The 23984-nt window shown below is 57.3% G+C and carries 10 protein-coding genes and 3 pseudogenes; 11 read left to right on the top strand and 2 right to left on the bottom strand.

What is annotated here, in order from left to right:
* Window positions 1-72: 72 nt before the first annotated feature.
* The 4 genes and pseudogenes from IQ273_RS01565 (at window position 73) to IQ273_RS01555 (ending at window position 8485) form a co-directional block, all read left to right on the top strand.
* Window positions 73-4188, top strand: a complete 4116-nt coding sequence (locus IQ273_RS01565; RefSeq protein ID WP_194021410.1) for a PAS domain S-box protein — start codon at window positions 73-75, stop codon at window positions 4186-4188.
* 129 nt (window positions 4189-4317) lie between these two features.
* A pseudogene (locus IQ273_RS35635) lies at window positions 4318-4425 on the top strand (ISKra4 family transposase); the annotation flags it as partial.
* 305 nt (window positions 4426-4730) lie between these two features.
* Window positions 4731-4922 (top strand): hypothetical protein, encoded by a 192-nt coding sequence (locus tag IQ273_RS01560; RefSeq protein ID WP_194021409.1) that lies wholly within the window; start codon window positions 4731-4733, stop codon window positions 4920-4922.
* Between the two features lie 104 nt (window positions 4923-5026).
* Window positions 5027-8485, top strand: a complete 3459-nt coding sequence (locus IQ273_RS01555) for an EAL domain-containing protein (RefSeq protein ID WP_194021407.1) — start codon at window positions 5027-5029, stop codon at window positions 8483-8485.
* A 489-nt stretch (window positions 8486-8974) separates the two neighbouring features.
* On the opposite strand, the pseudogene IQ273_RS01550 reads toward IQ273_RS01555, so the two are convergent.
* Window positions 8975-11146 (bottom strand): annotated as a pseudogene (locus IQ273_RS01550) (ATP-binding protein); the annotation flags it as partial.
* 320 nt (window positions 11147-11466) lie between these two features.
* On the opposite strand from IQ273_RS01550, the gene IQ273_RS35630 reads away from it, so the two are divergent.
* The 6 genes and pseudogenes from IQ273_RS35630 (at window position 11467) to IQ273_RS01520 (ending at window position 21734) form a co-directional block, all read left to right on the top strand.
* Window positions 11467-11661 (top strand): HNH endonuclease signature motif containing protein, encoded by a 195-nt coding sequence (locus tag IQ273_RS35630; RefSeq protein WP_228052215.1) that lies wholly within the window; start codon window positions 11467-11469, stop codon window positions 11659-11661.
* Window positions 11662-11812: 151 nt separating this feature from the next.
* Window positions 11813-12187: pseudogene (locus IQ273_RS01540) on the top strand (efflux RND transporter permease subunit); the annotation flags it as partial.
* Between the two features lie 173 nt (window positions 12188-12360).
* The gene (locus IQ273_RS01535) at window positions 12361-16440 is read left to right on the top strand and encodes a PAS domain S-box protein (protein WP_194021401.1); all 4080 of its coding nucleotides are present in this window, start codon (window positions 12361-12363) and stop codon (window positions 16438-16440) included.
* A gap of 15 nt (window positions 16441-16455) precedes the next feature.
* On the top strand, window positions 16456-18255 hold the full coding sequence (locus tag IQ273_RS01530) for an EAL domain-containing protein (protein ID WP_194021399.1): 1800 nt from the start codon (window positions 16456-16458) through the stop codon (window positions 18253-18255).
* A 289-nt stretch (window positions 18256-18544) separates the two neighbouring features.
* Window positions 18545-21247: a diguanylate cyclase gene (locus IQ273_RS01525; protein WP_194021397.1), complete on the top strand. Its 2703-nt coding sequence runs from the start codon at window positions 18545-18547 to the stop codon at window positions 21245-21247.
* Between the two features lie 178 nt (window positions 21248-21425).
* The gene (locus tag IQ273_RS01520; protein ID WP_194021390.1) at window positions 21426-21734 is read left to right on the top strand and encodes a transposase; all 309 of its coding nucleotides are present in this window, start codon (window positions 21426-21428) and stop codon (window positions 21732-21734) included.
* Window positions 21735-21849: 115 nt separating this feature from the next.
* On the opposite strand, the gene IQ273_RS01515 is transcribed toward IQ273_RS01520, so the two are convergent.
* Complete coding sequence (locus tag IQ273_RS01515) at window positions 21850-22470, bottom strand: hypothetical protein (RefSeq protein WP_194021389.1); 621 nt, start codon at window positions 22468-22470, stop codon at window positions 21850-21852.
* 802 nt (window positions 22471-23272) lie between these two features.
* Between IQ273_RS01515 and IQ273_RS01510 the strand changes: the two genes are divergently transcribed.
* The gene (locus tag IQ273_RS01510; protein WP_194021388.1) at window positions 23273-23959 is read left to right on the top strand and encodes a GAF domain-containing protein; all 687 of its coding nucleotides are present in this window, start codon (window positions 23273-23275) and stop codon (window positions 23957-23959) included.
* Window positions 23960-23984: the final 25 nt, after the last annotated feature.

Below are 23984 nucleotides of genomic sequence, written 5' to 3'. Positions count from 1 at the left end.
AATTTGTAAGGGCACTATAAAGCAACAGTGCAGTCTCACATATTTGCAAACAAGTCGTCATACTGGCCCAGGATGCATGATACGACCGACGACGCTGAACGGCTGGCGGCGGTGCAGCTATACCACATTTTAGATACGCCGCCGGATGGTACCTTAGATCGCATCACGGCAATCGCCGCTTGCCTGTTTCAGGTCCCGATTGCGTTGGTTACGGTGGTTGATCGAGATCGCATCTGGTTCAAGTCGCGCTACGGGGTGGAAATCAATCAGATCAACCGCGAACCTGGTCTCTGTGCCTCAGTCCTTTTCCACAGCGAGGTTTATACCATTGCCAACGCCCTCGAAGATCCCCGCACCCAGGCCCACACTCTGGTGGTGAGCGAGTTCGACCTGAGGTTTTATGCCGCTGCCCCGTTGATTACCCCCGACGGTTACACTCTGGGCACCCTCTTCGTCATCGATCGCCAGCCCCGCCAGCTCACCGCTGACGAAGCCCATACGCTCAAAGATTTAGCTGCCGTGGTGATGGACGAACTGGAGCTGCAGCGGTCAGCCCGCCAGCTGGTGACCACTACCGCCGCCCAGCAGGCTGCCATCGAAAACCTCTATAACGGGGCTCTCTGCGGCTATCACTCTTTAGATACCAACGGGGTCTTTATTGCAATCAGTGACACCGAGCTGGGCTGGCTGGGCTATGACCACGAGGCGGTAGTGGGCCAGCTGCGATTTACCAATGTGCTTACCCCGGCCAGCCGGGCCATCTTTGCCGCCAACTTTCTACAATTTAAGCGACGGGGCCGGGTTGACAACCTGGAGTTTGAGCTGGTGCGGGCCGATAGCACGACCCAGTGGATTTTGGTCAACGCCACCGCCGAGTACGACGACCAGGGCAAAAATGTATGCAGCCGCTTGACGGCGTACAACATTGGCGATCGCAAGCGCACCGAGATTGCCCTGCAGCAGCTCAATCAATCCCTAGAGGCCAAGATGGTCGATCACATCGCCGAGCTAGAGGCTAGCAACCAGGCCCTACACCTGAGCAACTTGCGCTTTCGCACCGCCTTTGACTACGCCAACATTGGCATGGCCCTAGTCAGCCGAGAGGGGCAATGGCTAGAGGTGAATCGCTCGCTGTGTAAAATCACGGGCTATGGCGAAGCCGAACTGCTCGCCACCACATTTCAGGCCATCACCCACCCCGATGACCTAGACACCGAGCTAGATCTGATGAGGCAGCTGCTCAGTCAGGACATTTGCCACTACCACCTCGAAAAGCGCTATCGCCACAAGCAGGGCCACTGGATTTGGGTCATGCTCAGCGTGTCGACTGTGGTTAATGAGCAGCAGGTGCCGCTCTGTTTTGTAGCTCAAATTCAGGATATCAACGAGCGCGAACAGTCAGAACTGGCCCTGCACAAAAGCCAGACCATGCTGCTAGAGGCTCAGAAGCTCGGCCACATTGGCAGTTGGGAATACGACGTGACCACCCAAAAAGTGACCTGGTCTGACGAAAAGTTTCGCATTTTGGGGCGCGACTCCACTCTAGGCGAACCCAGCTTTGACGAGCTGCTGCGGCTCTACCATCCCGAGGATGGCGACCGGCTGCGCCAAGCGCATGAGCGCGCCCTGACCACGGGCGAGCCCTACAGTATGCGGCTCAAATGCACCCGTGGCGATGGGGCAATTCGCTATCTCGACAACCGGGGTCAGGCAGAATGTAATGCCCAGGGTGAGATCGTGCGCCTGTACGGCATTGTCCAGGACATTACCGAGCGGGTGCAGGCCGAGGTCGAGCTGCGAGAGATGAGCAGCGCCCTGGCCCATGCCGTGGAAGGCATCTCCCGCTTAGATCAAGCCGGTCACTATACCAACGTCAATCAGGCCTATGCCACCATGGTGGGCTACACTCCAGACGAACTCGTTGGACAGCCCTGGGAGATTACCGTCCATCCTGATGATCTAGAACGAGTCGCTTTGGCCTACAAACATATGCTGGCTGAGGGCAAGGCCAATATTGAAGCTCGGGGAGTCCGCAAGGATGGCTCAATTTTCCATAAGCAGCTGTTTATGGTGATCACTTACGACGACCAGCAGCAGAGCCAGGGGCACTACTGCTTTATGAAAGATATCAGTGAAAAAATGCGGCTTGAGGCCAAGCGCAAGCAGTCTGAAATTGCTCTACAGCAGGAATTAGAGCGTCTGTCTAAGATTGTAGAGACCCAGCTAGAGGTGACGCTGGTCCATCCCCACCTAGAGCTGGTGATGGAGGTGATCGTCGAACGAGCTTTGCAGCTCACCCGTGCCGATGGGGCCGCCGTGGAACTGTTAGAGGGCCAAGAACTGGTGTGCCAGGCTACCAGCGGCCTAGCACAGGCTCATAGGGGCTGGCGGCTGCCGATAGCTGATAGCCTAAGCGGGCGCTGCCTGAAGGAGAGCCAGGCGCTGTACTGTGCCGATCGCGATCGCGATCGGCGGGTCAATCGTTCCTTGTCCGAAACCCTGGGGCTGCGATCAATGGTGGTAGTGCCCCTCACCGCTCAAACCGAGCCAGTCGGCGTGATCAAGGTGTTTTCAACCCAGGCCTACGCCTTTACCGAGTCAGATAGGCAAACCCTACAGCTGATGGCGGGTCTGCTGGTGGCCAGCCTGCACCTGGCAAAAGAGTTTGAAACTAAAACCACCCTGCTGCAAGACTTGCAAGACAGCGAGGAGCGCTACTGTTCGGTGGTGGCGGCCCTCTCCGAAGGGGTGGCCGTAGTGCGGGCCGATGGCACCCTGCTCACCTGCAACGCCAGCGCGGCCGGGATTGTGGGACGGCAAATCTCGCAGCTCGTGGGGCGATTGCTGGCTGATATTCCCCTAACCTTCATCCAAGACGATGGTTCCCCCTGCCCCGATGACGACCACCCGGCGTGGATCACCCTGAGAACTGGGCAGTCGGTCAACAATCGGGTGCTGGGCCTAGTCAAACCCCACGGCACCACCTGGATTTCCTGCAACACTCGCCCCTTGCAGCATCCAGATGCCCTCCTGCCCTACGCGGTGGTGCTATCGTTTACCGATATTACCGAGCTAAGGCGTTCGGAGGTGGCGGCTCTGCGGCGGCGGGCCGAGCAGGAGAGGTTGCTCAGCGAGATTGCCCAGCGTATTCGCCAAACCCTTGATCTAGATACAGTTCTCACCACCACCGTGAACGAGGTACAGCAGTTTTTGCGCATCGACCGAGTAATGATCTATCAGTTCGAGAGCGATGGCAGCGGCATGGTGATTGCCGAGGCGGTCACGGCGGGGTTGCCCTCCCTTCTGGGGCGAAAGCTTCAGACCACCGTCAATGCCACCGACCTGGCAGGCTATCTGCGAGGCGAGGTTAGAGCCTGCGCCAGCATCCAGACCGAGGAGACGGTGCCCTGCCCGATGGATCACCTCACCCAGGCTCAGGCCAAGGTGATTGTGCCCATTGTGCAGAGCAATAGCCTGTGGGGTATACTGCTGGCCTACCACGGCCAGAGCCCCCATTCCTGGGAAGCCTCTGAGCTAGATGTGCTCAAGCGATTGGCCATCCAGCTGGCGATCGCAATTCAGCAGTCGCAGCTATACCAGCACCTTCAGATCGCAAACCGCCAGCTCGAACACTTGGCCACCCACGATAGCCTCACCCAGTTGGCTAACCGCCGCAGCTTTGATGTTCACCTCCAGCAGGAGTGGGCTCGCCTGCTGCGAGTTCAGTCTTCCCTGAGCCTGATTTTGTGCGATATCGACTACTTCAAACGCTACAACGACACCTACGGTCACCCGGCGGGGGATGTGTGTTTGCAGCAGGTGGCCCAAGCCCTAGAGCAGGTGGCCAAGCGCCCCGCCGACCTTGTAGCCCGCTACGGCGGCGAAGAGTTTGCCATCGTGCTGCCCAACACCAGCCAGGCCGGGGCTGAGGTGATCGCCTATACCATTCAGCAGGTCCTTACCGAGCTAGCTCTTTACCATGGGGCCTCGCCACTGGGCCAGCGCATTACCCTCAGCCTGGGCATTGCCAGTGTCGTTCCAACGGCGGGTCAGAAAGCTCAAACCTTGATCGACCAGGCTGATGCCGCCCTCTACAGCGCCAAGCAGCAGGGGCGCGATCGCTACCAGATCTTTGTCGCCGAGCTGGGCTCCCAATCGGGCGCTGGTCTGTTAACCGATGGGAGCTAGAATACTGGCAGTGCAACGAGATTACGTGATGGATTGTCCTCACTGTCAGAGCCAACAGGTTGCCAAAAACGGGCGAGAGTCTCGTTCAGACGGCACTCTCGTACAGCGGTATCGCTGTCAAGATTGCGGCAAACAATGGTCAAGCAAATTGGTCGGCAGGCGAAGATTTCGGGAGTTCAGTGGGATGAGGACAATGTGCAACAGGTGCTGCGGCAGCGGTGTGCGTATCTCAATAGCTACTTCTCCAAACTGAGTCTTGCAAGACTGGGATGCACTCACACCTCAGTATCCTCTTACCGTTGCTCCCCCTGAAATTGTCCAGCCTGAGTGAGCGCGATCGCCAATTGGTTGCTCCCCTCAATGCTAGTGTCCGCCGAGGCAACAGTCTGGTGCAGCAAATCCTATCTTTTGCCCGAGGCTTGGCGGGCGAGCTCACTCAAATTCAGCTCGGGCATGTACTGAGCAAAGTGTGGCAAATTTGCCGAAGCACGTTTCCCAACTTCCATTGATATTGCTCTCAGAACTAATGTCGCCTTTTGTGGATGGTGAACGCCGAGGCTAATCAGCTGCACCAGGTGCTTGTGAATCTCTGCGTCAATGCCTGTGAGGCCATGCCCGACGGCGGTAGGCTGATTCTCCAGGCGGAGAACATCGAACTGACGCCAGACCAGCTTTATCATCAGACCGATGCGTTGCCCGGTATCTATGTGAAGATCAGGGCAAGCTTGTGTTAGTGATCTGTAGCCCCTCAGAACTCTTGTTGGCCATGGCAAAAGACGATTCCTCTGCTTTCCCGGATTTGTTCGGTGGGCACGCAATTTTACAATGGACTCAGCCAGTGCCGTGGGTAGCGGCGAGTCTGAGTGTAGGGCTGGGGCTGCTGGTGCTGAGCGCTTGGCATACCCACACCATGGCGATTATCCAGTGGCCAGCAGGGTCACCGCCAATTCGCTACAATGCGGCGATTTTGATGGTCTTGCTAGGGCTGGCGCTGCTAAGTTGGCTGGGGAGACGACGCACTTGGGCTTTGGGCCTGAGTGGAGCGGTGGTGGTCCTTAGTGGGCTCACCCTGGTGCAGTACCTAACCGGGATCAACCTTGGCATTGACCAACTGTTGATGCACGACTACATCACAACAGAACTCTATGCCCCCGGTCAGATCGACCCTCGGGCCATTCAGACACCCATCCAAAACCTGTTTATTCGAGTCGAGCAACCTTTTCCGGGGCGTCCGTCGCCCAATGCAACCCTGGGCTTTTTATTCCTGGGGCTGTCGGTACTGGGCCTGGCGCTTGCCGCTCGCCAACCGCCTCAGTCTCCAACGGACCGTCTGCCGTGGGTACCTGTCCTGGCCGCTACCCTGGCCGCTGGGGTAGTCGGCTCCAACCTGATCGTGCTGCTGGGTTATGTGACCCGGCTGGGGACCGCCTACACCTGGCGCTTTTTAACCGGTATGGCCGTTCCCACTGCCCTGGCGCTGCTGGGACTGGGACTAGGTATCATGCTGGCATTGCTGCACCGCCAGCCCTACCATGGCCAGCCGCGCTGGCTGGCGGGCAGCGTAGGGTTTGGTGTGGCCACCGCCAGCCTGCTGTTGTGGGAAGCGCTAATTAGCTGGAGCTACAGCCTGCAGAGTCAACTGACAGGGCCGTTGGCCCAGCAGGTCAATACGCTGCTGCTGCCCGCAGCCAATATCGTGCTGTTGGCGGGCCTAACATCAGCACTGCTAGTAACAGGAGTGCTCCACCTGTACCGCCGCTCCCAGGTCCAGGCCCAGCAGCTTAACCAGCTCAACCAGGCGCTAACCCAGGCGCGATCGCTGCTTGACACCATCCTCGAATCCACCGCCGACGGCATTTTAGTCATGGATTCCGACTGGCATGTCTGCTACTTTAACAGCCGCTTCCTGCGACAGTGGGGCATTCCGCCCGATCTGGAGGAGGAGGTCACCCGCAACGGCGGCACCACTAACGCTTACCACTTTGTACTCAGCCAGACCAAAGACCCCGAAGCGTTTAATGCCGCTACTCAGCGCATGATGGCGGATTTGAACCAGAAAACCTTTGACCGGATTGAGCTGACCAGTGGCCGCATTCTAGAGCGCCACGGACGTCCCCACCGGGTGGGCGATCGCACCGTGGGCAAAGTACTGACCTACCACGATGTCACTGAACGCCATCGGGCCGAAGTAGCCCTACGCGATAGCGAAGCGCGCTATCGGTCGGTGGTGGCCGCCCTGGCGGAAGGGGTAGTGCTGCAAGATATCAGCGGGGCCATTCAAACCTGCAACGCCCGTGCCGAAGAGATTCTGGGCCTAACGCTAGACCAGATGCAGGGCCGCACCTCTATCGACCCCTGCTGGCGCAGCGTCTATGAAGACGGTCGCCCCTTCCCCGGCGATCAGCACCCCGCCATGGTCACTCTGCGCACCGGGCAGCCCTGCCGCAATGTTGTTATGGGCGTCCACAAACCTAACGGTGCCCTCACCTGGATTTCCATCAATGTCGAGCCTATGGTTTGCCCTGGCGACACCCAGCCCTATGCCGTGGTCAGCTCCTTTGCCGATATCACCCAGCGGCGGCAGATGGAAGAAGCCCTGTTCCACGAAAAAGAACTGGCCCAGGTCACCCTTCACTCCATTGGCGACGCGGTGATCACCACCGACATGGCCGGTCGCATCGAATACTGCAACCCGGTCGCCCAAGCCCTTACCGGATGGAGTCAGGCGGAGTCCCGCGGCCTCCTCCTCAGCAACGTATTCACCATCGTTCACGAAGAGACCCGCGAACCCGCCCCCAACCCGGTGGAAATAGCCTTGCGGGAGAACCGCGTTGTCGAACTGATGCCGAACACGGTGCTGCTGTCCCGCGACGGACGTGAGATTGGCGTGGATGATTCTGCTGCCCCCATCCGCGATCGCCAGGGCCAGACCGTGGGTGCCGTAATGGTGTTCCACGACGTTACCCAGTCCCGGCAGCTTACCCGGCAGGTCACCTGGCAAGCTATCCACGACCCGCTCACCGGGCTGGTCAACCGCCGCGAGTTTGAGCGCCGCCTGCACCAGGCGATCGCTAGCGTCCAGACCAATGAGGGCATCCACGTCCTGTGCTACCTCGATCTTGACCAGTTTAAAATTGTCAACGACACCTGTGGCCACAACGCTGGCGACGAACTGCTGCGCCAGGTCACCAACCTGTTGCAAGGGCATATTCGCAAAACCGACACCCTGGCCCGTCTAGGGGGTGACGAGTTTGGGGTGTTACTGCACCAGTGCGATCTTGATCAGGCACTGCGGGTGGCCAATAGCCTGAAGGATGCGGTGCAAGACTTCCGCTTCGCCTGGGCGGGCAACACCTTCACCGTCGGCGTTAGCATTGGTGTGGTGCCCATCAACCGCCACAGTGACACCCTAGAGAACGTGTTAGTGGCTGCCGACACCGCCTGCTACACCGCCAAAAACAACGGACGCAACCGCGTCCATGCCGTTCACCTTGACGATCAAACCTTGCTCCAGCAGCAGGGAGAATTTCGCTGGGCCGCCCGCCTGATCCAAGCCTTAGCCGACCATCGGTTTTGCCTCTTTGCCCAGCCTATCGTGCCCACTCAGTCGGGGCCGGTCAAAGAATACCACTACGAGGTTCTGCTGCGCCTGCGGGACGAAACCGGCCAGATGATCCCGCCCCTGGCCTTTCTGCCAGCAGCTGAGCGCTACGGGCTGATGGCCAAGATCGATCGCTGGGTAGTCAGCACCTTGTTTCAGCACTGGCCCTCGCGCCCCCCCAAAGGAGAACCTGACCCGACGATACCCACGGTCTATGCGATCAATCTCTCTGGGGCCAGCCTCAACGACGACGCCATGGTGGACTTTCTGCGTCAGCAGTTGATGCTGCACGCCGTGCCGCCCCAGCAAGTGTGCTTTGAAGTTACCGAAACGGTGGCGATCGCTAACCTCTCCAAAGCCAGCGACTTTATCCGCCAGTTGAGGGCGTTGGGCTGCCGCTTTGCCCTTGATGACTTTGGCAGCGGCATGTCGTCCTTTGCTTATCTGAAAACCTTGCCCATGGACTACCTCAAAATCGATGGTGGCTTTGTCAAGGACATTCTCGATGACCGCGTTGACTACGCCATGGTCGACGCTATCAGCACCATTGGCCGTGTTATGGGACTCCAGACCATCGCCGAATACGTTGAAAACACCGCCATTCTAAATTGCATCACGGGCATCGGTGTGGACTTTGCCCAGGGCTATGGCATTGGGCATCCCCAACCGCTGATATGCACCCATGATCCATCGTGAAGTCTTATCTTTCACTGCCTGAAAAAAGTCAGGCTTTATTGCAGTTCTGATTGAGGTTCTAAATGTTTGGTTCAGCAGCCCCAGCGACGGGAGTGGATATGTTCTCAATTGGTGCAAATACTACGCTATCCCTGGCGGAGTTAAATACTCCTAAACTTCACGGCTTTAAGCAATGATTGAATAGTTGTTTGCACGCGCAACTAACTGATTTAGCCTACCCCACACCTAATCCCATAGGAGGCCCTGACGTAGCTGAGTGGCAATTGCCCAGCACAGGGTTGGACAAATTTTGGAACGTTTCACAAAAGAGCTGCCGCCTTATGGCGCTCGCCAACCGTGAACAGAAAGGTGATAGGCAAGTTGTTTCCCTCGCAGTACAGATGGATTTTGGTGCTAAAGCCACCCTGGGAACGCCCTAAAGCCTCCCGAATTTGCACCTGATTAACGACAGGGATAACCGAGTCTGGCTCTAGGCCCCTGGAACACGCCCTAGCATTCTTGCGCTTGGGGCTGCACTAGCGTCGCTATCATTCTCACCAAGAGGTCTGGTTCGATGGGTTTGGCCAGGTGCAGCTGAAAGCCAGCGGCCAGGGCCTGCTGCTGATTGATGTCGCCTGCATAGGCCGTCAAGGCGATCGCGGGCATATTGCCGCCCTGGTCGTGCAACCTTTTGCGAATCTGCTGAATCAGCCCGTAGCCATCCATTTCTGGCATGCCGATATCGCACAGCAACAGGTCGGGCACAGACTGGTTTAGCAGGCTGAGGGCCTGCAGGGCTGAGGCCGCCGTTGTCACCTGTGCCCCCGCCTGGGTGAGAATGAAGGACGCCAGCTCTCGCATATCGGCCTCGTCGTCTACCACCAAGATCTGTAGCCCGGTTAAGTCGGTTGCTCTGTTGAAGGGTTCAGCGGGAGGGGGTTGATCCTGCCTTTCCAGGTTGAGAGGTAGCCGAACCGTAAAGGTTGCGCCTAAATTTTGTCCTGGGCTGTCTGCCCAAACTAGCCCACCGTGCAGTTCAGTGAGTTGACGCACGATGGCCAACCCCAAACCGAGGCCGCCAAACTGTCGGGTGGTAGTACCATCTTCTTGACGGAAATAGTCAAACACGTGGGGCAAAAAGTCTGGATGGATCCCTTTGCCGGTGTCTCTTACCTGAATTTGAGCATAGGTGTCAACTTGCTCTAGGGTGACGGCGACCTGCCCACCTGCTGGGGTGAACTTAACCGCGTTGGAGAGCAGGTTCCAAATTACCTGCTGGAGTCGGTTGGTGTCGCCTAAAACCTGGCCCGCGATCGCCTCCAGCGTGGTTTGAATGTGAATCCGTTTAGCTTCAGCCGCCAGGCGCACGATCTCAGTCGCCGCTTCAATGGTTGTGACTAAATTGACCGGGGCGATGTTCAACGTCAGTTTGCCCTGCAAAATACGCGAAACATCGAGCAAGTCTTCGATTAGCTGGGCCTGGAGTTGGGCGTTGCGCTCAATGGTTTCTAACGCCTGGTCGGTTTTGGTCGCATCCATTTTCCTGCTGCGCAAGAGTCTGGCCCAGCCCAAAATCGGGTTCAAAGGCGACCTGAGCTCGTGGGACAAGATCGCCAAAAACTCGTCTTTGATGCGGTTGGCGGCTTCTGCCTTCGTGCGATCGCGCTGAGCCGCCTGGTAGAGCTGAGCATTTTCGATCGCTAGCGAAGCCCGGTGCGCCAGCTCTTCGGCTAGCTGCAAATCGGCAGCGGTGTAGCGGCGGCCCGATTCCGCCGAGATGAACGAGATCACGCCGATCACCCGGTCTTGGCTACGCAGCGGCACCGTCATCACTGAGCTAAAGCCCACCTGTCTCAAAATCTCTAAATGCTCAGGGTCTTTGGCGGCATGAACCAACAGTCTGTCCGGAATTTCTGGCACAAAGTCTGATTGACCGGTGCGCAGAGTCAGGGCGGCACCGCGCTCTGCATTGGTATCTAGGGGATACCTGTCTCGAATCTGATAAGCCCACTCCAGCTTAGCCGGGTCAACGTGCGCCACGGCAATTTGGTCAATCGTGCCATTCTCTTCTACGATGTGGACGGTACACCAGTCGGCCAATGTCGGTACGGTGAGCTGGGCAACTTGCTCTAGGGTCGTTTGGTAGTCTAGAGACGATGCCAGCACAGCACTAGCCTCAGAAAGGTACTGCTGGGCGTGCTCCAGCTTGACGCGATCCGTGACATCGACAACATAGGCTAACAGTCGTTCTACCCGCTGATTTGAGTCAACCGTTGGCAGATAGTAAACGTTGTAGTAGCCAGGGCGGCGATCGTCACGCCCAGGGGCATGAATGGCCAAATTAGTCGAGATAAACGGCTGACCGGTGGCATAAATTTGGCGAATGACTTCGACAACGGCGGGATCGCTTTGACCAAATAGCTCTGCCACCGAGTTACCCAGGTGGTGGTCACGGGGTAATCCATTGATCTCAGCCAGGGCGTCGTTGATGGCAACAAAGCGCTGATCACCATCCAATAGCGCCAGCCCAATCGGGGAAGTGTCAACGATGGTAGCCAATTGCTGTTGGGCCGCTTCGGCCTGGGCCCGGGCAACGCGTTCCCGCTCTAGCCATTGTTCGCGCTCCTGCTCGGCGCGTTTGCGATCGGTGACATCCAGCACCAGAGACAAGGTGGAGGTCATTCGCCCTGACCCGTCTTTAAGACTGGGGTTGTACCACTCGCAGTGGACAACGGCAGCAGTTTTTAGTATGAGAACGATTCTCGCGGGTGAGGAGGCTTCCAATGTCAAACTTATCGTTTTGCCGTCCTTAGATCGCTCCATAGACGAGATTATTGCCTCAAAAATGCCCGGAAAAGCCATATTGAGAATTGCTGGACTGGCTCTATTGGAGTCAACGCTTAGGCAAGCACCCTGAACTCCCGACCCGAGTTGCGGTCTTACTAAAACGACAGTCAGGGAAGTGCCCGGCCTATGGTCTTTATTTCAGGGCAGAAGACCGGATGGAGGTAGACCATGTCCTACCCCTCTGCCAGGGAGGGGGCAGCCGATACTCTAACCTGCAACTTTTGCACCGACACTGTCACGACAACAAAACGCTAAGCGATTTGAGGAGGTCTGCCTTGTCAAGGCATTGCATTGTTGAGGAGCTAGATGAGGGGAAACTCTCACGTCTGGTTCTGAAGACGAGCCGTTGAGGCGACTCGGCGGCTTAGTTTAACAGGCCCAGTTCGACCTTGGCGTGGGGATTCAGGCAGGAGAGGAGCCGTATGAGGGGAAACTCTCACGCACGGTTCCGAAGGCAGGCGGGTCTTTGTGGAAGGGCTTGCCTAGCTAAAACTTTAGGGACTAATTGGCACCTTCGGCGGCTTTTTCCTGGCCTAGATTCCGTTTTCGTTCACGGCGTTTATTAGCATCATTGCCTTTGTGGGGATTGTGGTCAACAATGCGATCGTCATGGTGGACACCATGAATACCTACCGCCAAGACGGCATGACGGTGCAAAAAGCCGCCGCCCACGGCGTGTCCGATCGCCTGCGCCCGATTCTCACCACCAGCATTACCACCAGCATTGGCCTGATTCCCCTGGCCTTCAGCTCGCCACGGTGGATGCCCCTCTGTAGCACCATCATCTTTGGCCTGATCACCGCCACCGGTATTGCCCTGATTGTGATTCCCTGTCTGTATTTGCAGTTCACGCCCAAGCTGGAAGGGCGGGTCTGAGGGACATTGTGTTGAGGGGATAAGCAGCAGTCCAATCATCCTGACACCCCAGCACTTGCCCTTAAGCCATCGACCGACAGGGTTTGTCAGCTGAGGATGGGTACTCTATACCCAAGCGTGGGTCACCCCTCTACCACCCCAGGCGGTTTGTCTTCAAACGTTGTGGAGACAAGATGACTGAAGTCTTAGCTGTTCTAATCGTTGACGAGACTGAAGATGATGCGCTGCTGACCGTTGAGAGCCTGCGTGGGGATGGCCTGGCGATGACCTGGGCGCGGGTGCAAACCGCCGCAGACCTGCGTCCCATGCTCTCGACTCGCCGCTGGGATGCCATTATTGCTGACCACAGCCTACCGGGGATTGATGCCCTAACAGCGCTGGCCATCGTGCGCGAGCAGGGGTTAGAGCTGCCCTTTATCGTTGTCTCTGGCACCTCTGGCGAACAGCAGGCCGTGGCCCTGATGAAAGCCGGTGCCCAGGACTACATCGGGAAAGGCAATCTGGCTCGCCTGCCCGAGGTCGTGCGTCGCGAGGTGCGAGCAGCCCAAAATCGTCTGAGCGAGGCCCGATTGCAAAGGCTGGTGGAGACCCAGCCGGGTACCCTGTTTACGGCTGTTTTGCGGGTCAATGGCGATCGCGCGTTTACCTACCTGAGCAGCACCGGAGTCAACCTCTTCGAGGTTCCCATTGAAACTGCCCTGGCCGACTTTAGCGCCCTGGCCGCCCTATTGCACCCGGAGGATAGGACAGGGGTAGATGCGGCCATTGCCCACAGTGCAGCCACCCTGACTCCCTTGCGCCACGAAGGGCGTATAGTCACCCCCTCGGGCCAGACCAAATGGGTGCAGGTCCATGGCCAACCCGAGCGCCTGCCCAATGGCGATGTGCAGTGGTTTGGCACGGTGCTGGAGGTGACCGACCGCAAACAGGCTGAGCTGACTGTAACCCGCCAGCGCGACCTCAACCACCTGATGATGGCGGTGACCCAGCGCTTTGTGGAGGTGAGAGCTGCCCAGTTTGACACCGAGGTAATCCGCACCCTAACCCAAATTGGAGCCTACATTCAGGCCGACCACGGCCAGGTGGTGGCCCTGCCTGACGCCGCTGCCCCGCCAGAAGCAACAATGCGAGCCACTCACCAATGGTACCGCCCCAACTGCCCGGTGGTGCGCCAGATTCCCGCTGCCATTTCGATGGCGGCGTTGCCGTGGGCGACGGCGGCGCTACGGCGGCGGGAGGTGATCAACGTGCCCCAGGTGGGGGCGCTGCCCGCCGACTGCGCCACCGATCGCATCAGTTGGCAGAGGTTGGATGTCGGAGCCGTGCTGTCTGTGCCCCTGATTCAACAGACTCGGGTAGTCGGTTACGTGGGATTTCTCACCCTGGGCCGACCCACCGCCTGGGATGACGACACTCAGCAGATGGTGCAGGTGCTGGCCCAGACCATTGCCTCTGCCCAGGATCGGCTTCAGGCTGAGCGTCTGCTAACCCGCCGCGAGGCCCAGAGCTGGGCCATGCTCTCGGTCATGCCCGATCTGCTGATTCGGGTAGGGGCTGATGGCCGATACCGCGAAGTGCTGAGCCAAAATCACCCCTTGGATATTGTTCTTCCCTCTCAGAGCCGGATTGGCCGCCACGTGTCGGAGTTTTTTCCCGCCGATCTGGCCGATCTCAAGATGCAGGCCATCCGTCAGGCTCTGGCGACCCACGAGGTGCAAACCTACGAGCAGCAAATTTCGGTGGGCGATCGCCTCCAGCACGAAGAACTGCGGGCGGTGCGGTGTGCTGACGATGAGGTGCTGTTTTTAATTCGCGACATCAGCGAGCGCAAACAGGGCGAAGCCGAACGCCAGCGCACGGAGCTGGCCCTCCAGCAGAACGAAGCCCACCAGCGGGCGCTCTTGAAGGCCCTGCCCGATCTACTGGTGCGGTTGAGTAAAGATGGCATTTACCTAGAGTTTGCCGCCAGCCCCACATTCCATGTGGTCGGCCCTCTGTCAGATTTGGTCGGCACCCATGTGACCGAGTCGTTGCCCCCAGTGGCGGCCCAGCAGCGCCTCGATGCGATCGCCCAAGCCCTGGCCACTAAAGCCATCCAGTTTTATGAGCAAGATCTGTCCACAGCAGAGACATTTCAGATTGAAGAAGTGCGGGTGGTGCCCTACCGAGACGATGAGGTACTAGCCCTGGTACGCGACATCAGCGATCGCAAACAGTCCGAACGTCAGCTCAAGGAACTCAATCAATCGTTGGCGCAACAGGTAGTCGAGCGCACCGCTGCCCTGGAGGAGCGCGAAGCCCGCTATCGGGGCCTGATGGAGGGGGCCAGCGACGCCATCGTGGTGGCCGATATGGAGGGCCACATCCTAGAGGTGAATCGCCGGACAGAGGAGTTGTTTGGCCGCTCCCGCGATCAGTTGATCCAGATGCACCAGTCCCAATTGCATTCGCCAGACCACCAGACAGAGCTGATCGCCTTCTTTCAGGAGTCTATTGGTCTCCCCCATTTTCAGGCTTTGAATATCCCCATCTTGCATGCCGATGGCCGACATATTCCGGTAGATATTACCTCGACGGCCATCGACTTGGGGGCGACCCGAGTGACGCAAAGCATTTTTCGCGATGTTAGCGATCGCCAGCGGCTGGAAGAAACTCTGCGCCTGCGGGAACGGGCGATCGCCGCCAGCCACAACGGCATTGTGATTACCGATGCCCGCCAACCCAGCAACCCGATCATCTACGTCAACCCCGCCTTTGAGCGCATGACTGGCTTTTCTGCGGCCGAAGCCATGGGGCATAACTGCCGCTTCTTGCAGAGTAATCAATTGGAGCAGCCTAGCCTGGATACTCTGCGTCAAGCTATTGCTGCTGGCGAAGACTGTACCGTAGAGCTGATTAACTACCGCAAGAATGGCGAGCCATTTTGGAACCACCTCAGCGTTTCGCCCATTTATGACCCCGAGGGCCAGCTCACCCATTTTGTTGGCATTCAGACCGATATTAGCGATCGCAAGCGGGCGGAGGCCCAGCTGCACCAGCATATGCACGACCTAGAAGAAGCCCGCCACGCCGCCGAGGCGGCCAATCAGGCCAAGGGCGAATTTCTCGCCAACATGAGCCACGAATTGCGTACCCCCCTCAACGCCATTTTGGGCATGACTGAGGGGCTGCAAGCGCAGGTGTTTGGCGCTATCAACGAGCGACAGATCAATGCCCTCACCACCGTCGAGACCAGCGCCTCCCACCTGCTGGCGCTGATCAACGACATTCTCGATATGGCCAAAATTGAGTCGGGCCAGATCACCCTGCACCTAACCCCGACGGCGATCGCGCCCCTGTGCCATGCAAGCCTGACCTTTGTGCAGCAGCAGGCCGACAAAAAACGCATTCAGCTCATAGATGGCATTCCCCCCAATTTGCCTGACCTGGTGATCGATGAGCGGCGCGTGCGCCAGATTTTGATCAATCTGCTCGCCAACGCGGTCAAATTTACCCCCGAGGGAGGGCGCGTTAGCCTGACGGTCGCGTTAGAGTTGTGCCAAAACGGTGACGAGCTCCGAGCCGTGATGCGGTTGACCGTCAAGGATACGGGCATTGGCATTGCCCCCGACGACCAGCAAAGACTGTTTCAACCCTTCGTTCAGATCGACAGCGCCCTCAACCGCCAGTACGAGGGCACAGGGTTAGGCCTAACCCTGGTAAAACAGTTCACCGAGCTCCACGGCGGCCAGGTGGGGTTGACCAGTGAGGTCGGGGTCGGCAGCCGCTTCACCATCGACCTGCCCTACGCGCTTGGGGCAGATCGATGGTCAGCTAGTGGGGGTACCGCCGTCGCCAGTGCCCCAGAGTCCCCGACTATCCCTGACCAAAAGCCCCTAATTCTGCTGGCAAGCGACCAGGAGGCCACGATCAGCACCGTAGTTAACTACCTGACCGCTAAGGGCTACCGCCTGCTGGTGTCCCGCGAGGGCGAAGCGGCTATAGCTATGGCCCAGACCGAAAATCCCGATCTGATCGTGATCGATATGCAGCTGCCGGGGGGAGATGGCCTGGAGGCGATTTGCCGCCTCCGCGACGAGCCGCACCTGGCCGATCGGCCGATCATTGCACTCGCTGCCGTCGGCACGGCGAGCGATCGCGATCCCTGCCTGATGGCAGGAGCGAACCAGCACCTGGGCAAACCGCTTAAGCTCAGGCAGCTGGTCGCCGCCATTCAGCACCTGCTCAACCCCCTCGCGACCTCCAGCCCCTAACTCACCAGCAGACCTATGCCATCCGCCTCTATTCTGATCGTTGACGACGACCCCAACAACTTTGATGTCATCGACACCCTGCTCGACGCCGAGGGTTATCAGCTGCACTACGCCAGCACCGGGGAAGCGGCGATCGCCGCCCTCGACCACCTGGAACCTGACCTGATTTTGCTCGACGTGATGATGCCCGGCCTCAATGGGTTTGAGGTTTGCCACTGGCTCAAGTCTTCGCCTACCTGGGCCACCCTGCCGATCATTATGGTGACGGCCCTGAGCGAAAAACAGGATCTCGCCCGCTGCTTTAGCGCCGGGGCCAACGACTTTATCAGCAAGCCGATCCACCGGCTAGAGCTGATCGCTAGGGTGCGATCACTGCTGATACTGCGGGAGCAGTATCAGCAGCTAGAAACCTTTAACGCCCAGCTCGAAGTCAAGGTGCTCAAGCGTACGGCCCAACTCCAGGCGATCATTTCCCATGATGCCCTAACCCAGTTGCCCAGCCGGGCCGCCCTAAACCAGACCCTGGCGGAGCTACTTCAGGCTGAGAATTCGGCCTTTGCGGTAATTTACCTCGACTGCGACCAGTTCAAGCTGATCAACGGTTCCTTTGGCTACGCCCTCAGCAACCAGCTGCTCAGGGCGATCGCAGCGCGGCTCCAGCAGCTAGTGCCCAGCGACGGTCTACTGGCCTGTCTGGGGGGCAACGAGTTCTGTATTTTGCTGCGCCAGACCAGCGGTATAGAGCGCGTCAAATGGCTCATTCAGACCGTTTTAGACAGCTTTAAGACCCCCTTTTCGGTGTCAGGGGTGAATATTTTTATCACCGCCTGTCTGGGGGTTGTTCTCGGCCACAGCGACTACTCCAGCCCCGAGCAACTGCTTCAAGATGCTGGCATTGCCCTGTACCGGGCCAAGCAGCAGGGAGTCGGCAGCTACCAATTTTTTGACCCGCAAATGCACCAAACCATGGTCGATCGCCTGGCCCTTGAAAATGACCTCAAGCGCGCCCTCGACCGTCAGGAATTTGTAGTGTATTACCAGCCCATTGTCCACCTCAAAACCCTCAAAATTGCCGGGCTAGAGGCGCTGGTGCGCTGGCAGCACCCCACCCGTGGCCTGGTCGCCCCCGGCGAGTTTATTCCTCTAATGGAAACCACCGGGCTGGTGGTGCCGGTGGGCTTGCTCGTTCTCAAGCTGGCCTGTCAACAGCTTCACCGCTGGCAGCAACAGGGCTGGACCGATCTGACCATGAGCGTCAACCTGTCGGTGCGGCAGTTTGCCTGCCCCACCCTGCTCGACGATATTGACCAAATTTTGGCGGCCACCGGCATCGACCCCGCTCGGCTAAAGCTCGAAATTACCGAAAGCGCCATTATGGACAATGCCGAAACCGCCATTGTCCTGGTAGAAGCCCTGCGATCGCGGCAGATTCAGATCAGCATTGACGACTTTGGCACGGGCTATTCATCTCTGGGCTATCTGCACCAGTTTTCGGTCAATGACCTCAAAATTGATCGTTCGTTTACTAGCCAAATCCAAGTCCTGACCTCTAAATACAAGGTCGTCGATACCATTATTACCCTGGGCAAGCAGCTAGGCTTGACCGTTACAGCCGAGGGTATCGAGACTCAACCCCAGCTAGAGCGGCTGCAACAGCTCGACTGCGAAATGGGGCAGGGCTATCTATTTTCTAAACCTCTCCCGGCAGCGGACATTGAGGCCCGATTTCTCAGCGGCAGAGATGCCCCCTCAGGCTGGCGGCCCAAGCAGGTGCCAATTGCTCTGCGGCTAGCTCTCTCTGAGCCTCCTTTCTAGTACTCGAAGGCTGAAATATGACCACTATTCTGGATCGCCTGGCTCCCTAGCTCCCCTGCTCCCTCACGATTGGCAATAGTCGTCCCACTTATGCCGCAGTCTACTAGCTTGAAAGCTCAGTGGGGACGGTTGCAAATCTGATTGGGAATACTAAGGTTAAACATCAATTAAATTCTAAATCCTAACTTCAAAAATTCGCTGAGGGGCGGTTGCCACAAGACAGAGTTAGTGTGGTCTTTAATCGCCTGTGGTCTCTAAATACAGAACATCCAATGGAGCTAAATCTGACGTGGATGACTTAACAGGTTTGGTGCAGCAGCTACAGGCAGAAAACGCCCGTTTGCAGCAGCAGGTGGCGACCCTGCGGCAGGTCAATCAAAGCCTGCAGGCTGAGCTAGAGCGATCGCAACCCCCTCCCAATCTCCATCAGATAGAGACTGATCTCAGCGACAGCGAAGCGACTAACCAGGCGATTCTCAGGGCAATGCCTGACCTGCTCATGCGAATAGGGCGCGACGGCACCTGCTTTAACTTTTTGCCCCCCAGTTCTGACGATTCGAGCGTTTTTCTACCCGTTGAGCACCATCTAGCGGAGATATTGCCCCCCGACCTACTGGCAAACCAGCTGCGGCATATTGAGCAGGCCTTGACCACAGGCGCGTTGCAGGTGTGGGAGCAGCAGCTGGTCAAGCAGGGGCAGCTGTGCCACGAAGAGGTGCGCCTGGTGCCGTGCAGTAGCGATGAGTGCCTGGTCATCGTGCGCGACATCACCCAGCGCCAGCAGATGGCGCTAGAGCTAGAGGTCAAAATTGAGGAACTGGATCGGTTCTTCTCGATGTCGGTAGACCTGCTGTGCATTGCCGACACTGATGGCTATTTTCGTCGTCTCAATAGCGCCTGGGAAAAGACTCTGGGCTATAGACTGGCTGACCTAGAAAACACTCCCTTCATTAGCTATGTCCATCTTGATGACGTCGCCGCCACCATCGAAGCGGTTTCAGCCCTAGCCAACCACCAAGAAATTGTCTCATTCACCAACCGCTATCGCTGCCTAGACGGCACCTATCGCTGGCTAGAGTGGCGAGCGGTGCCGATGGATGGGCTGATCTACGCCGTTGCTCGAGATGTGACCGACAGCCGGGAGATGACCTTACAGCTACAGACGACCAAGGAACAGCTAGAGCTGGTGCTGGAGGCCTCCTCAGAGGGGTTCTCAGACTGGAACCTGACCACCGATGAGATCTATTTCTCGCCCCAGTGGAAAGCCCTGCTGGGCTACGCTGACCACGAACTGGAGAACTCCATCGAGATGTTGAACTCAACTGTTTTTGAGGAAGACAGATTGGCCGGATTGCAGCTGGTGGACGACTACAACAGCGGCAAAGTTGACACTCTGAGTACCGTGTATCGCCACCGCCACAAAGACGGGTCTACGGTGCATATTTTCACCCGCATGATTCATCTCAAAGATGCTGAGAGCCAGGTGGTACGCATGGTGGGTAGCCACCTCGATATCACCGCTACGATAGACATGCAGCAGGCGCTGCAAACCTCAGAAATGCAGCTGAGTGGTGTCTTAAACAGCTCTATAGACGGTATTATGGCCTTTCAGGCTGTGCGCAATGACAGCGACGCCATTGTCGATTTTGAGTGGCTGCTCAGCAACCCCTCGGCCTGCGCCGTGGTGGGGCACACCGCAGAGTATCTGGTGGGTAAACGGCTGCTGGATGAGCTACCCGGAAACAAGACCGATGGGCTGTTTGACCTCTACGTGCAGGTGGTCGAAACCGGAGAACCCGTGGAGCGACAGTTTCACTACAGCCACGACGGCATCGACACCTGGTTTGAGGCTATTGCCGTCAAGCTAGGCGATGGCTTTGCGGTCACCTTTCGCGATATTACGGCGCTCAAACAGTCCAGGCAGGTGCTTCAAGAAGTCAATCAGCAGCTCGAAAGCCGTGTCGATGAACTCAAGCAGCGCAATGATGAAATGCAGCGCTTGGGGGAGATGAGCGACTTTTTGCAGGCCTGTTTGACGGTAGATGAAGCCTACCAGGCTTTAGGCACTCTGCTGGCACCGTTGTTTGTTGGCAGTAGCGGTGCCATTTTTATGCTCAACTCGTCGCGCGATCGCATGGAAATTGTCACCACCTGGGGGCCTGAGCTAGACTCGCAGCCCGTGTTTAGCTCCTTTAGCCCCTCAGATTGCTGGGCCTTGCGCCGGGGGCGATCGCACCAGGTCGGCCCCAATAGTCTGGGACTGCGCTGCCACCATGCTGAGGCGGCGGCGGTAGACAGCACCACCCTTTGCCTGCCCCTATTGGCCCAGGGCGAAACCCTGGGGTTGTTTTATCTCAGTGCCCGTGAGATAAAACAGCCCACCCAGCAGCTGGCCCGCGCCGTAGCCGAGCAAGTGGCGCTGGCCTTGGCCAACCTGCATTTGCGCGAAACCCTGCAATACCAGAGCATGCACGACCCGCTCACCGGGTTATATAACCGCCGCTACCTCGAAGAGACCCTGACGCAGGAAATTGAGCGCGCCCAGCGCCAACACCACCCGATTGGGGTGATTATGCTCGATATCGATCACTTCAAGCGGTTTAACGATGTCCATGGCCACGCTGCGGGCGATCGCGTACTAGAAGCTGTGGGCCAGCTGCTGCGCGGCAGCGTACGGGGGTCTGACATTGCCTGCCGCTATGGCGGTGAAGAGATGACCCTAGTGCTGCCTGAGGCACCCCCAGATATCATCCTGGCGCGGGCCGAAGCCATTCGCCACGCCATTGGCCAGCTTCGGGTGAACTACAACGGCATGACGCTGGAACTACTGTCGGCCTCGCTGGGGGTGGCGAGCTTTCCTGCCCACGGGGCCACGGGCATTGACGTGGTTAAAGCCGCTGATGTCGCGCTCTACCAAGCTAAGATTAGGGGACGCAACCAGGTGGTGGTCTACAGCGCCTGCCATGAAAGCAGCTCAGGGCCTAGAGCCTAAAGCCTTATACCGAATCCGAATCACATAACCCCGATTCTCTAACAGTCAACCTGTAGGGGCGTTGGCGTAGCCGAGCCAGAGGCTCTATGGCATTCGCCCTTCTGAATCGGGGGTAACCTGACCTGACCTCTAAAAAGTGGACATTCCCGAAGAGTCGACAACGAAGGAGAATGTTCAGATGACCCAAAAACCGCGAAGGACATTTACAGACGAGCAAAAAGCAGAGGCTGTTCGCATTGTGGGGCAATCGGGTAAATCGGTCAGACAGGTTGCTCAAGCAATGGGCTTGACCAAAAGTGCGCTGCGTAAATGGGTGAAACAAGCTCGAATTGATCGCTCTAGTGACACCAAAGGTTCATTGACCTCTGTTGAACGTCAAGAATTAACGACGCTGCGTCGAGACCTAAAGCGGGTACGGATGGAGCGCGATTTCTTAAAAAAAGCCGCGACCTTCTTTGCTCGGGAAAGCTCAGATCGTACGAGCTAATCCAGAGGGAGAAGGTGAATTTTCCCATTGCCCTGATGTACCGAGTCCTGAAGCAGTCCAACCAGCTAACAAGAGGCTTAAGCTCCTTGCCTGTATCGGATCATCCTGCATACCGCTATAGGTTGGCAAAGACTCGCCCGCCCTGTTGGCGGTGCTTGCCTGAGCGAGAGCTGATACGGTCGCTGTGGCGTAGCCGAAGCCGGAACGGCATAGCCTTCGGCAGCAGCAAGAAACTACACCACTCCTTGCCCACAAACCCTCGGTCTCCTGTCAGGCAGTGAATCTGGGCGTTAGGGAAGACTCGCCCAAAGCGTTCCACCAGGTCTATGCGCTCGTCACTGTTGCTGTTGCCGCGCTTGTCGAGCATTGTCCACATCACCGGGAAAGCCACCCCCTCATGAACAAGCCCGAGCATTAAGATATTGATGTTGAGCGTCCCAAAGCACCAGTTGGTGCGGTCTAGACTCAAGGTCCAGGGCTCAGGAATCTGGGCCCAACTCACCACCGCTCGCGCGATGGCATCGAAATCGACAGCAAAGCCTCGAAAGAAGCGGGTCAGGCGCTTATAGCTGGAGGCACTCTGCGCCTGATTGGCAAAGACCGTCGCTAGTTTGTCTAAGTTCACCTTTTCCACGCGAAATAACGCTACCAGGAACAGCGCTAGAAACCTCAGTCGGGCACCGTGCCAAGGCAGATGGGGGCGCAGAGCAGCTTGAATTCGGCTAATCTCGTTCATGAGAAGGTCGTTGCTGAGAGTGTGGTAATTCCTAGCTCACCTCCTCACCCCTCACTATGTCAAATCCCCTTCAGCTCTAGCTTTCTGCTTTCATTCAAGTTTTGTCCCTGTACCTTGTCTTTGAATAGCCTGAGCCCAGCCTAAAGTACCTGTCCACTTTCTTGAGTCAAGATCAAGGAGGTCCTGGACGTAGCTGAGTGGTAATTGTCCAGCACCGTGTTGGACGGATTTTGGAACGTTTTACGAAAGAGCTGCCAGGAGGGATTGTGATGCTGCTCTGTGGCGCGGGGCAACTATCCTGGCAACTATTCGGCGTGATCGGGAACTACTCCCTATCGCTGGAGCCTCAGCTTTGCTTAGGGAACGGACACCCCACCGTAATCTTGAGATTCGCATCAGCTGAGCCCTTCGTAACATTGCAGGCCCTAGAGTCCGACTGGTCAGCCTTCGATAAACTGCCCTACCCCGCTAGAGCTTTTCCCAGAAGCACCCCCAGCGCATACCCTCAGCTAGTAGAAGGAGATTAGCGGCCATGCATCGCTGACGTCACTGTAGCGGTATTGGGAGGTGAGGCCAGAGCAGGTGTCGGGGCCGATCGCAGCCCTGAACTACTAAACCTTATAGAAAGATTGCGACAACCTGTTGAAGGATGTCGATTTATATATCAGAGTAATGGTTCCATCCGTACTAAAGTTACGATATTTGTAGTATTTGATACATTTGAGTGTAAGCATAGGCACTCTGCTATCTAGACGACGCTACGACGATGGTTGATCTACCAAAACGTTAAGGGGGAGAAAGGATGCCAAATATCGAGGACGATTATGAAGCGGCTCGGTTAGCCGCGTTAGCTCGATATGATCTCCTGGATACGGCCCCAGAAGCTACTTTTAATGATTTAGTTCAACTCGCCACCAAGATCAGCCAAACTCCGATCGCCCTGATGAGTCTGATTGATGACCACCGCCAGTGGTTTAAGGCAAAGGTTGGCCTAACAACAACGGAAACTCCCCGCGAGTGGGCCTTTTGCGCCCATGCGATTTTACAGTCGCAGCCTCTCATTATCGAAAATGCCCTAATCGACGAGCGCTTCGCGCAGAATCCGCTAGTCGTCGGAGAACCTCACATTCGTTTCTACGCTGGCTTTCCCCTCATTACTGCCGATGGTTATCCGCTGGGGACGCTGTGCGTCATTGATCGGCAACCACGCCAACTAGACTCAGAGCAACTTGAAGCGTTGCGCATCCTGAGCCATCAGGTCGTGGCACAACTGGAGCTAAGATATGGGCACCGGGTGCTTAAGCAAACCCTAAAAGACCGCACAGATATTGAGTTTACGTTGGATCAGTCTTCCATTGTGGCGATCGCAGATGCCCAAGGATTAATCCTAGTTCCACCCAAGTTTGTGTCGAGTAAAATAGGGGTAGAGCGCTTAGGAGGCCAACGTGATGGCCAAGCAACGACGGAAGCGTGGAACCGCAGGCGATAAAACGATTTGTCTTCCCATTGCAGAC

Source organism: Nodosilinea sp. LEGE 07298, from assembly GCF_015207265.1.
Taxonomy (GTDB): domain Bacteria; phylum Cyanobacteriota; class Cyanobacteriia; order Phormidesmidales; family Phormidesmidaceae; genus Nodosilinea.
The sequence above is the reverse complement of the archived record's forward strand: the minus strand, read 5'-3'. Positions and strand labels throughout refer to the sequence as shown.